The organism is Puerhibacterium sp. TATVAM-FAB25 (assembly GCF_046535855.1).
GTDB lineage: Bacteria > Actinomycetota > Actinomycetes > Actinomycetales > Cellulomonadaceae > Puerhibacterium > Puerhibacterium variabilis_A.
In genome coordinates this window covers 313,826-326,354 of sequence record NZ_JAXUAK010000002.1, presented here as the reverse complement: position 1 = coordinate 326,354, position 12,529 = coordinate 313,826, and the positions used below count along the sequence as shown (strand labels likewise).

General features: G+C 75.4%; 11 protein-coding genes. 7 read left to right on the top strand and 4 right to left on the bottom strand.

What is annotated here, in order from left to right:
* Positions 1 to 28: 28 nt before the first annotated feature.
* The 3 genes from U5M74_RS03775 to U5M74_RS03765 all read right to left on the bottom strand — a co-directional run bounded on the left by U5M74_RS03775 (position 29) and on the right by U5M74_RS03765 (position 4,211).
* Positions 29 to 952, bottom strand: a complete 924-nt coding sequence (locus U5M74_RS03775; RefSeq protein WP_410906278.1) for an NADP-dependent oxidoreductase — start codon at positions 950 to 952, stop codon at positions 29 to 31.
* 44 nt (positions 953 to 996) lie between these two features.
* Complete coding sequence (locus tag U5M74_RS03770; protein WP_410906276.1) at positions 997 to 1,515, bottom strand: VOC family protein; 519 nt, start codon at positions 1,513 to 1,515, stop codon at positions 997 to 999.
* A gap of 101 nt (positions 1,516 to 1,616) precedes the next feature.
* The gene (locus U5M74_RS03765; protein ID WP_410906274.1) at positions 1,617 to 4,211 is read right to left on the bottom strand and encodes an ATP-dependent DNA ligase; all 2,595 of its coding nucleotides are present in this window, start codon (positions 4,209 to 4,211) and stop codon (positions 1,617 to 1,619) included.
* A gap of 212 nt (positions 4,212 to 4,423) precedes the next feature.
* Here U5M74_RS03765 and U5M74_RS03760 point away from each other — a divergent pair, with 212 nt between their 5' ends.
* The 3 genes from U5M74_RS03760 to U5M74_RS03750 all read left to right on the top strand — a co-directional run bounded on the left by U5M74_RS03760 (position 4,424) and on the right by U5M74_RS03750 (position 5,755).
* Positions 4,424 to 5,149, top strand: coding sequence for a GTP pyrophosphokinase family protein (locus U5M74_RS03760; RefSeq protein WP_410906388.1), 726 nt, complete (start codon positions 4,424 to 4,426; stop codon positions 5,147 to 5,149).
* 103 nt (positions 5,150 to 5,252) lie between these two features.
* Positions 5,253 to 5,528 carry a glutaredoxin family protein gene (locus U5M74_RS03755; RefSeq protein ID WP_410906272.1) on the top strand — a complete coding sequence of 92 codons (276 nt, stop codon included), beginning with the start codon at positions 5,253 to 5,255 and terminating at the stop codon, positions 5,526 to 5,528.
* Between the two features lie 8 nt (positions 5,529 to 5,536).
* Positions 5,537 to 5,755: an SCO4848 family membrane protein gene (locus U5M74_RS03750; RefSeq protein WP_410906270.1), complete on the top strand. Its 219-nt coding sequence runs from the start codon at positions 5,537 to 5,539 to the stop codon at positions 5,753 to 5,755.
* A 4-nt stretch (positions 5,756 to 5,759) separates the two neighbouring features.
* Here the strand turns inward: U5M74_RS03750 and U5M74_RS03745 are convergent, their stop codons facing one another.
* A complete protein-coding gene (locus tag U5M74_RS03745; RefSeq protein WP_410906268.1) occupies positions 5,760 to 6,791 on the bottom strand; it encodes a LacI family DNA-binding transcriptional regulator in 1,032 nt (343 codons plus the stop codon).
* A gap of 141 nt (positions 6,792 to 6,932) precedes the next feature.
* On the opposite strand from U5M74_RS03745, the gene uxaC reads away from it, so the two are divergent.
* The 4 genes from uxaC to U5M74_RS03725 are packed head-to-tail and all read left to right on the top strand — an operon-like array spanning position 6,933 to position 12,496.
* Positions 6,933 to 8,396 (top strand): glucuronate isomerase, encoded by a 1,464-nt coding sequence (gene uxaC, locus U5M74_RS03740; RefSeq protein ID WP_410906266.1) that lies wholly within the window; start codon positions 6,933 to 6,935, stop codon positions 8,394 to 8,396.
* On the top strand, positions 8,393 to 9,937 hold the full coding sequence (locus tag U5M74_RS03735) for a UxaA family hydrolase (RefSeq protein WP_410906264.1): 1,545 nt from the start codon (positions 8,393 to 8,395) through the stop codon (positions 9,935 to 9,937). The genes uxaC and U5M74_RS03735 overlap by 4 nt, the downstream gene beginning before the upstream one ends.
* On the top strand, positions 9,934 to 11,424 hold the full coding sequence (locus U5M74_RS03730; RefSeq protein WP_410906263.1) for a tagaturonate reductase: 1,491 nt from the start codon (positions 9,934 to 9,936) through the stop codon (positions 11,422 to 11,424). Before U5M74_RS03735 ends, U5M74_RS03730 begins: the two co-directional genes overlap by 4 nt.
* A 4-nt stretch (positions 11,425 to 11,428) precedes the next feature.
* Entirely contained in the window at positions 11,429 to 12,496 is a 1,068-nt protein-coding gene (locus U5M74_RS03725) for a Ku protein (protein WP_410906261.1), read from the top strand.
* Positions 12,497 to 12,529: the final 33 nt, after the last annotated feature.

The following is a 12,529-nucleotide window of genomic DNA, read 5'->3' as shown; positions in this document are numbered from 1 at the left end:
TCGGGTCCGGGTCGGGTCCCGGTCGGGCTCAGACCCGCACGACGATCTTGCCGCGGCCGTGGCGCGACTCGCTGGCGCGGTGCGCCTCGGCGGCGTCCGCGAGGTCGAACACCTGCGCCACCTCCACCCGCACGGCGCCGTCGTCGATCAGCGCGCCCAGCGCGTCGAGGTCCGCCGTCGACGGGCGCACCCACACGTACAGACCGCCGTGCTCGTCGCGCGCCGAGGCGTCGGTGATCGAGGTGACGACCCCGCCGGGGGCGAGCAGCGGGGCGCTCTGCGCCACCGCGCCGTGGCCGGCGTAGTCGAGCACGACGTCGACACCGTCCGGGGCGAGCGCGCGCACCCGGTCCGCCAGGCCCTCGCCGTAGGCGACCGGCTCGACGCCCAGGCCGCGCAGGTAGTCGTGGTTGCCCTCGCTGGCCGTGCCGATGACGCGCGCGCCCAGGTGGCGGGCGATCTGCACGCCGAACGATCCGACGCCGCCGGCCGCGGCGTGCACCAGCACGGTCTGCCCCGCGCGCACGCCGGAGCGGGCGACCGACTGGTACGCGGTCAGGCCGGCCAGCGGCACGGCCGCCGCCTCCTCGAAGCCCAGCGACGCCGGCTTGCGCGCGAGGGTGCGCACGGGGGCGGCGACGAGCTCGGCGAAGGTGCCGCCGTGCACCCAGTCCTTGCGCACGTAGCCGTACACCTCGTCGCCGACCGCGAGCTCGGGGGTGTCCAGGCCGACGCGCTCGACGACGCCGGCCACGTCCCAGCCCGGCACGACGGGGAACGTCACGTCCATCAGCGCGTCCAGGTGGCCGGCGCGGATACCGGTGTCGACGGGGTTGACCGACGCCGCGCGCACGCGCACCAGCACGCTGTCCGCGCCGACCCTGGGGTCGGGCTGCTCGGTGAGCTCGAGGACGTCGGCGCTGCCGTACCGGGAGTAGGTGATCGCTCGCATGACAGGGGCAACCGTCGGGCCCCGGCCGGATGTTCCCGAGCGCGTCAGGCGCCGCTGCTCGCGTGCCCCGCGTCCTGGGCGAAAGCCTGGGCGGCGGCGGCCTCGTCCATCGACAGCACCTCCCAGTGGTGCCCGTCCAGGTCGCAGAAGCCGCGCGAGTACATCCAGCCCATGTCCTGGGTGGGCCGCGACTCGGTGCCGCCCGCGGCGAGCGCGGCGTCGGCGACGGCGTCGACGTCGGCGCGGCTGCCCAGGCCCAGCGCGGTGATCACCTCGATGGCCTGGGTCGCGTCGGTCTGCGGCCGGCTGGTGAAGGTCCGGAAGTACTCCGGCCGCAGCAGCATGGCGTAGATCGACCGGCCGAACACGATCGCCGACGCGTTCTCGTCGGTGAACGTCGGGTCGACGGCGAACCCGATCGCCTCGTAGAACCGCTTGGCGGCGTCGAGGTCGCGCACCGGCAGGTTGACGAAGACGGTGGACGCGGCGATCCGCGGGGTGGGCGGGGCCGGCAGGCTGGTGGGGGCGCCGGTGGTGGGCTCGGCGGGCAGGTCGGTGGTCACGGGTGCTCCTTCGCGGTCCGTGGACGGGTGGGCACCGGGTCCGACGACGCCCGCCGCCAGGACTCATCGCTCGGCGCCGGGGCCGCCACCCGGTGCACGGCTCACGGCTCGACGACGACGTCGTCGGGCGACTTGTCCTCCCGCCAGCCGCGCCAGGACGGCTGGCGCAGCCGCGCCTCCAGGTCCTGCGCCGGGTCGCCGGTCCACTCCGCCATCTCGACCTCGCCCACGAGGCGTGGGGTGACCCACCGGGCGTGCTTGGCCTCGGGGCGCGGCACGCCCTCGACGGCCGGGGTCTTGCGCGCCAGCGCGTGCAGGCGCTGGGCGACCGCCCGGCGGTCGGCGTCGGTGAAGCCGGTGCCGACCTTGCCGGCGTAGCGCAGGGTGCCGTCCACGGGCACCGCCAGGAGCAGCGAGCCGGCCCGGTGGGTGTCCTCGCGGTGCTCGCCGGCGTGCAGCGGGCGCCACCCGACGACCACCACCTCCTGGGTGCTCGCGTGCTTGAGCTTCAGCCACTGCCGGGAGCGCCGCCCCGGGGCGTACGCGCCGTCGCGCCGCTTGGCGACCACGCCCTCGAGGCGCAGCCGGCGCGAGGTGCCCAGCGCGGCGTCCAGGTCGCCGTCGAACGCCGGGGGCAGGTGCACGGGCGCGCGGGCGGCGAGCACGTCCTCGAGCACCTTGCGCCGCTCGTCGTACGGGTCGCCCAGCAGGGTGCGCGCGCCCACCTGCAGCACGTCGAACACCATGAGGTCCACCGCCACCTTGGCCCGGGCGGCCTCGACGTCGGCGGCGCGCTGGATGTTCGCGCGCTGCTGCAGCAGCCGGAACCGCGGCCGGCCGCCCTCGTCCAGGGCGACGATCTCGCCGTCGAGCACCACCGGCAGCTCGTCGCCGACCTGCCCGGCGACGACCCGCAGCTCCGGGTAGGTACCGGTCATGTCCTGGCCCGTGCGGGAGACGAGCCGCACGCGGCGGCCCGCGCCGGGGCCGCCGGCGCCGGAGCCTCCGTCGTCACCGTCGGCCTCTACGACGGCGAGCGTGCGGAACCCGTCCCACTTCATCTCGAAGGCCCAGGCGGGCGGCCCGTCGTGGCCGTCCGCGGCGAGCACCCGCTCCTCGCCGGCGTCCGCGGGCGTGGCCAGCATCGGCCGCAGCGGCACGTCGACGGCCGGGGCACCGGCGGACGATCCGCCGCGCCCGCCGCGGGCGGCCGCGGCGTCCTCCTGGACGGCGGTCCCCGCGCCGGCGTCGACGACGTCGGGGCCCGCCGCGCCGGCAGGCTGCTCCTTGGTGCGGTGGATCAGCCAGCCAGACTCGTCGCTGCCGCCGGTGTGGATGAGGGCGAGGCGGCGCGACCCGCGGCGCTCGCTGTGCAGCGTCACGATGACCTCCTTGCCCTCGCGCCACTTCTCGAGGTCGTACGTGCCGGCGTCCCAGATGGTCACCTCCCCGGCGCCGTACTCGCCCTTCGGGATCGTGCCCTCGAAGCCGCCGTACTCCAGCGGGTGGTCCTCGGTCTGGACGGCGAGGTGGTTCTGGTGCGGGTCCGCCGGCTCGCCCTTCGGCAGCGCCCAGCTCACCAGCACGCCCTCGTGCTCGAGGCGGAAGTCCCAGTGCAGCCGGCGGGCGTGGTGCTCCTGGATGACGAACGTCGGCCGCCCGTCGCCGTCGCCGGGGGCGCCCGGGGCGGCCGCCCCGAACGGCTCGGGGGTCTTCTGCGGGTCGCGCTTGGCGCGGTAGACCTCGAGCCGCTCGAACCGGGCCATGTGCTCGGGCGTGGGCTCGAGCTGCGACAGGTGCCCCGCGGTGAGCCCGGCGAGCAGGTCGCCGTCCCGCTCCACGCGCTCCAGCACCTCGGTGTACGTCAGGTGCCGCAGGCCGGGGTCCTCGAGCTCCTCCCACGTGCGCGGCGCCGCCACGGTGGGGTGGTCGCGACCGCGCAGGGAGTACGGCGCGATCGTCGTCTTGCTGCCGTTGTTCTGCGACCAGTCGACGAGCACCTTGCCCTGGCGCAACGACTTCTTCATGTCGCTCACCACGAGGTCGGGGTGCTCCGCCTCCAGGTAGCGGGCGAGCTCGTGGGCCACGGCGGAGACCTGGTCCGACGAGCCGGCGCCGGCCGTCCCGGAGCTGCCGCCGGAGGCGTCCAGCGCGGCGTAGAGGTGGATGCCCTTGGAGCCGCTGGTCACCGGCACGGGGTCCAGCCCCATCCCGGTGAGGATGGCGCGCGCCCAGCGGGCCACCTGCGCGCACTCGGCGAGGCCGGCGCCCGGGCCGGGGTCGAGGTCGAGCACGAGCCGGTCCGGCGGGTGGGCCACGCCCGTGCGCCCGAACTGCCACTGCGGCACGTGGATCTCGAGCGTCGCGGTCTGCCCCAGCCAGGTGAGCGTCGCCAGGTCGTTCACCAGCACGTAGTCGTTGGCCGACGACCTGTGCTGGATTCGGCGCGTGCGCACCCACGAGGGCGTCGAGGCGTCGGAGTTCTTCTGGAAGAACACCTGGCCGTCGACGCCGTCCGGCCACCGCTTGCGCGTGGCGGGGCGCTGGCGCGCGTGCGGCAGCAGCACGGGCGCGACCTGCGCGAGGTACTGCAGCACCTCGCCCTTGGTGGTGCCCGTGGCGGGGTAGAGCACCTTGTCGAGGTTGGTCAGCTGGACGCGGTGCCCCTCGACGGTGACGGTCTGCGCGGCGGCCATGCCTCATCCTGTGCCGGGACGGTGACCAGCGCGCGCCGGGTGCGTGCCAGGTGGTCGCGGACGCGTCTCACACCGGACGTTCACAGTCCCCGCCCGGCCGCGGCCCTACGGTGGAGGGCGTGACCGAGCCGCTCGCCGCCGAAGCCCTGCGTCCCCCGGACCCCGACCTCCCGGACCGCGTCCTTCGGGACCCGGTCGCGGTGCGGGAGCGCATGCAGGAGCTGCGCCGCCTGGTGCTGGGCTACAAGTTCGGGATCGACGAGATCATGACGAAGATCTCGATCCTGCGCGACGAGTTCCGCCACATCCACGACTACAACCCGATCGAGCACGTCGGCTCGCGCCTGAAGTCGCTCGACTCGATCGCCAACAAGTGCCGCCGCAAGGGCATCCCGCTGACGCCCGACGGCATCCGGTCGCGGATGTTCGACGTGGCGGGCGTGCGCATCACCTGCAGCTTCGTCTCCGACATCTACCGGGTGCGGGACATGCTCGTGGCGCAGAAGGACCTGACGCTGCTCGAGGAGCGCGACTACATCGCGAAGCCGAAGCCCAACGGGTACAAGTCCCTGCACCTCATCGTGCAGGTGCCGGTGTACCTGTCCGACCGGGTCGAGGACGTCGTCGTCGAGATCCAGCTGCGGACCATCGCCATGGATTTCTGGGCGAGCCTGGAGCACAAGATCTACTACAAGTACGACCGGGACGTGCCGCGCCACCTGACCGACTCGCTCAAGCTGGCCGCCGACGTCGCGTGGTCGCTCGACAGCTCGATGGAGCGCATCCACGACGAGGTCCGCGCCATCGCGGGGGAGCGGGAGCCGGCGGAGCACCGCGACTCGCTGTTCAGCGCCCCCGAGATGGCCCAGGAGATGCTCGAGGCGTTCTGGCGCACGGCGGAGGCGGCCGACGACGTCGCGCGGCACCAGGGCGACTGACGGTCGGCGTGACGGCCGCGGGCATGACCGTCGCGGACGTCACGCTCGCGGACGTGGCGCACGAGACAGCGCCGGACGGGTGCTCGCGCCTACCATCGCCGCCATGACCGACGGCACGCTCGACCCCGCCCGCCCCGCCACGCTCACCATGTACGGCGCCGCCTGGTGCGGCGACTGCCGCCGCAGCAAGCGCCTGCTCGACGCCCGCGGCGTGGACTACCGGTACGTGGACCTCGAGGCGGACCCCACCAAGGCCGACGACGCGCACGCGATCTCCGGCCGCACCAACATCCCCGTCGTCGTCTTCCCGGACGGCGACCACTTCGTCGAGCCGACCGACGCGGAGCTGGCCGCGAAGCTCGACGCCGTGGGGCTGTGACCGTGGGCGTGCAGCTGCCCGTCGCGTGGGCCGTGGTGCTGGTCGTCACCGCCCTGTGGAACCTGCTCATCTGGCCGCGGTTCTTCCAGCGGGTCGCCAAGGACCCGCGTGCGCGCGACACCGCCGGGCGCCCCACCCGCTTCTACACGGTGCACGCCGTGCTCATCGGGGTGTCCCTGCTGCTGGCCCTCGCGGTCGGCGTGCTGGGCGTGGTCGCGCTCGTCTGAGCGCTCAGCGGGGCGCCGGGCCCGTGCTCGCCCGCACCACCAGCTCGGTGGGCAGCGGGCCCGGCGCCACGGCGGCCGGGTCGGCGCCGGTGAGGGCGGCGTGGAGCCGCCGCACCGCCCGCCGCCCCGCCTCGGCGCGCGGGATGCGCACCGTGGTCAGCGGCGGTGTCAGGAGCGCCGAGACGGCGATGTCGTCGAAGCCGACCACGCTGACCCGGCCCGGCACGTCGACGCCGAAGCGCTGGAGCCGGCCGACCAGGCCCGCGGCCATGACGTCGTTGTAGACGACGACGCCCGTGACGCCGGCGACCAGCACGTCGTCCGCCGCCCGCTCGCCGCCGGCCAGCGTCGGCTCGTACCCGCCGACGACGACGCCCTCGGCCCCGGCGTCGGCCGTGGCGGCCCGGAACGCCGCGAGGCGCGCCGCCACGGACGAGCTCGTGCCCGGGCCCGCGACGAAGCCCACGCGGGCGTGGCCGAGCGCGCGCAGGTGCCGCACCGCCTGGCGCACGCCGTCGGCGTTGTCGATGGCGACCGGCGGCACCGCCGCGCCGGGGTGGTCCGCCAGCTCGCGGTTGACGAGCACCACGGGCCGCAGGGCCGCCGCCGCGGCGAGGTCGTCGTCGGACGCCCGCGGGGAGCACAGGACGAGGGCGTCGACGTTGCGGGCCAGGGTCCGCACGAGCGGGAGCTCGGCGGCCGGGTCCTCCTCGGAGTCGGCGAGCAGCAGGGGGTAGCCGTGCTCGTGCGCCGCGTGCTGCACGCCGCGCACCACGTCGGGGAAGAACGGGTTGGACAGGTCGGGAACCACGACGCCGAGCGCCCCGGTGCGGCCGGTCCGGAGCGTGCGCGCCGCGCCGCTGGGCGCGAAGCCGAGCCGCTGGGCGGCGTCGAGCACGCGGCGGCGCGTGGCCTCCTCGACCTTCTCGGGACGCCCGAACGTGCGCGACACCGTGGCCGTCGAGACGCCGGCGGCGGCGGCCACGTCGCGGATCGTCGCGGGCACCGGTCCTCCAGGAGCGCTCGGGGTCGTCACCGCCAGGGTAGCGGGCGTGCACACGATGACACGGACGCCGCCACGGACGTCGCGGCGCCGCTGCAGGCGGTGTCGTTGACCGTCGTGGCCGACGCGTGCAATCGTGTACATCGCACCGCCGCCACCGGACGAGGGAGTCCCATGCCCACGGTCGCCGCGCCTCCCGCGCTGCAGCTGCACCCCGACCGCGCCCTGCCGCTCGACGAGCGCCAGCGCGCCGTCGCGCGCGAGGTCTACGCCGCGACGAAGGACCTGCCGATCGTGGCGATGCACGGCCACGTCGAGGCCGAGGTGCTCGCCGACGACGCGCCGTTCGCCGACCCGGCGCACCTGCTCGTGGTCCCCGACCACTACGTCACCCGCATGCTGGTGTCCCAGGGCGTCGCGCCGGAGGCGCTCGGCGTGCCGCGGGTCGACGGCGGCCCGGCGGAGGCCGACCCGCGCGCGATCTTCCGGCGGTTCTGCGCCGGCTGGCGCCTCTACCGCGGCACGCCGTCGCGGTACTGGCTCGAGCACGAGCTGGTCGAGGTGTTCGGCGTCGACCTCGTGCCCTCCGCCGAGACCGCCGACGCGATCTACGACCGCGTCGCCGCCCGCATCGCCGAGCCGGGCTTCCGGCCGCGGGCGCTGCTCGACCGGTTCGGCATCGAGCTGCTCGCCACCACCGACCCGGCCGGCAGCCCGCTGGAGCACCACGCCCGCCTCGCCGCGGACGGCCTCGGGGACCGGGTGGTACCCACCTTCCGGCCCGACGCCGTCGTGCACCTCGGGCGGCCCGGCTGGCGCGCCGACGTCGCCGAGCTGGGCCGCGTCGCCGGCGTCGACACCGGCGACTACGCCGGCTACCTCGCGGCCCTGCGCGAGCGGCGCCAGGCGTTCGTCGCCGCCGGCGCCCTCGCCTCGGACCACGGCCACCTCGCCGCGAGCACCCAGCCGCTGGAGCCGCGCGTCGCGGCGGAGCTGTACGCCGCGGCGCTGCACGGCGGTCCCGGCGCGGTCACCGCGGCGCAGGCCGAGGCGTTCGCCGGCCACATGCTGTTCGAGTCGGCGCGCATGGCGTGCGACGACGGGCTGGTCATGCAGCTGCACCCCGGGGTGCTGCGCGACCACCACACCCCGGTCCTGGCCGCCCACGGCCCCGACAGGGGCTTCGACATCCCGGTGGCCACGGAGTTCACCCGGGCCCTGCGGCCGCTGCTCGAGGCGTTCGGCACCCACCCGGGGTTCCGCGCGATCCTCTTCACGGTCGACGAGACCACCTACAGCCGCGAGCTCGCCCCGCTGGCCGGCGCCTACCCGTCGCTGCGGCTGGGGGCGCCGTGGTGGTTCCTCGACTCGCCGGACGGCATGCGCCGCTTCCGCGAGGCGGCCACGGAGACCGCCGGCTTCTACAACACCTCCGGCTTCGTGGACGACACCCGCGCGTTCTGCTCGATCCCCGCCCGCCACGACCTGGCGCGGCGGGTCGACGCCGGGTACCTGTCCCGCCTGGTGCTCGAGCACCGGCTCACCCTCGACGAGGCCGTCGAGACCGCCCGCGACCTGGCGTACGAGCTGCCGCGGCAGTCGTACGCCCGCACGGCGACCGCGCGGGACGCGCGGTGACGGCCGAGACCGCGCCGCGCACGCTGCGGCTGGCCGCCGCCGACGAGGTCGTGGTCGCCACCGCCGACCTGCCCGCGGGGACGCGGCTGGCCGCGCCGGACGGTGCGCCCGGCGGCGACGTCGTCGTCGTCGGGGACGTGCCCCGGGGCCACAAGCTCGCCGTGACGGCGGTGCCCGCCGGCGCCCCGGTGCACAAGTACGGGCAGGTGATCGGCGTGGCCACCCGCGACATCGCCGTCGGCGAGCACGTGCACGCGCACAACCTCGGCTTCGACCCCGGCGCGCGGGAGCACGAGCTCGCCACGGTGCACACCGAGCTGCCCGCGCCGCGCGACCCGGGCCGCACGTTCCTCGGCTACCGGCGCGCCGACGGCGCCGCGGGCACCCGCAGCTACGTCGGCATCCTCACCTCGGTGAACTGCTCGGCGTCCACGGCGAGGATGATCGCGGCGAAGGTCGAGCCGCTGCTGGCGCAGTTCCCGAACGTCGACGGCGTCATGGCGCTGACGCACCAGTCCGGCTGCGGGCTGATCCCGTCGTCGGTGGGCGGCGGCGTGCTGCAGCGCACGCTGCACGGCTACGCCCGCCACCCCAACTTCGCGGGCCTGGTCGTGCTGGGGCTGGGCTGCGAGATGGTGCAGGTGCAGTCGATCGTCGACACGCTGCCGGTCCGCTCGGACACCATCGTGCGCGCGCTGACGATCCAGGAGACCGGCGGCATCCGCGCCACGGTGGCCGCCGGCGTCGAGGCGGTCCTCGAGATGCTGCCGGCGGTGGACGCGCGCCGGCGCGAGCCCGTGCCGGTGTCCGAGCTGGTGCTCGGCCTCAACTGCGGCGGGTCCGACGGGTACTCCGGCATCACCGCCAACCCGGCCCTGGGGCACGCGTCCGACCTGCTGGTGGCCGCCGGCGGCCGCTCGGTGCTCGCCGAGACGCCCGAGGTCTACGGCGCCGAGCACCTGCTCACCCGCCGGGCGCGCACGCCCGAGGTGGCGCAGCGGCTGCTGGACCGCGTCGCGTGGTGGACGCGGTACGCCGAGGAGGGCGGCGGCTCGCTGGACAACAACCCGTCGCCCGGGAACAAGGCGGGCGGGCTGACCACCATCCTCGAGAAGTCGCTCGGCGCCGTGGCCAAGGCGGGCCGGGCCGACCTCGCGGCCGTCTACGAGTACGCCGAGCCGATCAGCGAGCCCGGCCTGGGGTTCATGGACACCCCCGGCTACGACCCGGTGTCCGTCACCGGGCTCGTCGCGGGCGGCGCCACCGTCGTGTGCTTCACCACCGGCCGCGGGTCGGTGCTCGGCACCCGCCCGGCCCCGACCATCAAGCTGGCGACCAGCTCGGAGACGTTCGCTCGGATGCGCGACGACATGGACGTCGACTGCGGCCGGATCGTCGCCGGCACGGCCACGCTCGAGCAGGTCGGCGAGGAGATCTTCGAGCGCGTCGTCGCCGTGGCGTCGGGGGAGCGGACCGCCAGCGAGGAGCTCGGCCTGGGGCAGGACGAGTTCGTGCCGTGGCAGCTCGGGGTGGTCACGTGACGGTCCCCGTGCCGGCCCATCCCTCGGTGCAGGCGCTCGCCACGCTCGACCGCGCGACGGTGGAGCGCCGGCCGCGGCCCGTGCGGGTGCTGCAGTACGGCGCCGGGGGCTTCCTGCGCGCGTTCGTCGACTGGGCGATCCAGCGCGCGAACGACGCCGGCGTCACCGACGCGGGCGTCGCGGTGGTCAAGGCGACGCCGCGCCCGGACACCGTCACCGCGGCGCTGCGGCGCCAGGACGGGCTGTTCCACGTGCTGCTCGACGGGGTGGACGACGGCGTGCCGGTGCGCGAGACCACGCTCGTGGACTGCGTGCAGCAGGTCGTCTCCGCGCACGACGAGCTCGAGCGCTACCGCGCCCTGTACCTGTCGCCCGACCTGCGCGTCGTCGTCTCCAACACCACCGAGGCCGGGCTCGTGTGGGCCGACGACGACCTGGCCGCGCGCCCGCCGGCGTCGTTCCCCGCCAAGGTGGCCGCGATGCTGCACGACCGCTGGCGCCACCACGGCGGGGACCCGGCCGCCGGGCTGGTGCTCCTGCCGTGCGAGCTGGTGGAGGCGAACGGCGCGACCCTGCGCGAGCTGGTGCTGCGGCACGCCGCCGCGGCGGGGCTCGACCCGGCGTTCGCCGCCTGGGTCGAGGAGGCGTGCTCGTTCCACGACACGCTCGTGGACCGCATCGTCCCCGGCGTGCCGGCGGCCGAGCGGGCGCGGGTGCAGGCCGGGCTGGGCTTCCGCGACGAGGCGGTCGTGGCGGGCGAGCGGTACCTGCGCTGGGCCATCACCGACCCCGGCGGCCGGGTGGCGGCGGCGCTGCCGCTGCACCGCGCCGTGCCCGGCGTCGAGCTGGTCGACGACGTGCGGCCGGTGCGCGAGACCAAGGTGCGGGTGCTCAACGGCGCGCACACGGCCCTCAGCGCCGTCGGGCTGCCGGCCGGCGCCACCACGGTGGACGAGGCCTGCGCCGACCCCCTGCTGGGGCGGTACCTGCGCCGGCTGCTCGCCGACGAGGTCGTGCCCACCGTGCCGGGCGACCGCGCCGCCGCGCAGGCGTTCGCCGCCGCCACGCTGGAGCGGTTCGCCAACCCCGCCCTGCACCACCGGCTCGCCGACATCGCCCTGCACGCCTCGGCCAAGTGGCGCGCACGCAGCCTGCCCGTGTGGGCCGACCGGGTACGCGCCGGCGGCGACGCCCCGCTCACCGCGTTCGGCCTCGCGGCGCTGCTGACCGCCGACGGCCCCGCGCAGCACGCGGGCGCCGTCGACGGTGTCGTCGACGGCGCGGTCGCGGACGCGGTCGCGGGCCTGGTCCGCGACGCGGGGCTCGGCGCGGACCTCACCGAGCGCCTCGCGCGTGAGGTGGCCGACGCCGCTGGTGCGATCCGCGCGCACGGGGTGCGCGGGGCGCTCGCGGCGCTGCTGGGCGACGCCGGGGCCGCGCCCGCCCGAGGCGTCGGTGGCGCGCCGCCGCAGGCCGGGCGACCATGAGCGCATGCGGTCGATCTGGAAGGGCGCCGTCTCGTTCGGTCTCGTCAACGTGCCGGTCAAGCTGTACAGCGCGACCGAGGACCACGACGTGCCCCTGCACCAGGTGCACGACGCCGACGGCGGCCGCATCCGGTACCAGCGCGTGTGCGAGCTCGACGGCAAGACCGTGCCGTACGAGCACATCGACCGGGCCTACGACGACGGCGAGCACACCGTGGTGCTCACCAAGGAGGACCTGTCCGCCCTGCCCGCCGAGCGCGACCGCGAGATCGAGGTGGTCGAGTTCGTGCCGAGCGAGCAGATCGACCCGATCATGCTCGACCGCACCTACTACCTGGAGCCGGACTCGAAGTCCGCCAAGGCCTACGTGCTGCTGCGCCGGACCCTCGAGGAGACCGAGCGCTCCGCCGTCGTGAAGTTCGCGCTGCGCCAGCGCACGCGCCTGGCCGTGCTGCGGGTGCGCGGCAAGACCCTGGTGCTGCAGACGTTGCTGTGGGCCGACGAGGTGCGCGAGGCCGACTTCCCGTCCCTCGAGGACGACGTGACGGTCTCCGACCGCGAGCTGGCGATGTCCTCCCAGCTGGTGGAGAGCTTCGCGTCGGACTTCTCGCCCGAGGAGTTCACCGACGAGTACCAGGCGCAGCTGCGCCGGCTCATCGAGGCGAAGATCGAGAAGGGGGAGTCGGTCGACACCGCCGAGACGTTCGGCGAGCAGCCGGCCGAGGAGGGCGCCGAGGTCATCGACCTCATGGAGGCGCTGCGCAAGAGCGTCCAGGAGGCGAAGTCCCGCAAGGGCGGCGGGGCCGGCAGCGCCGACCAGGACGAGGACGAGGACGAGGACGGCGAGCAGGAGGCCGGCTCGAAGGGCTCGTCGTCGAAGGGCGGCAGGTCGTCCGGCGCCAAGGCGTCCGCGTCGAAGGCGTCCAAGTCGTCCTCGTCCAAAGCCTCCTCGTCCAAGGCTTCGTCGTCGAAGTCCTCCTCGAAGTCCTCGTCCAAGAGCTCGCCCGCGAAGGCGTCGGACGACGACGAGAAGTCCTCGCGCCGGCGCACGACCGCTCGCAAGACCGGCTGACCAGCCCGCGAGCGGTGGCGCCGGCCCGGCGGA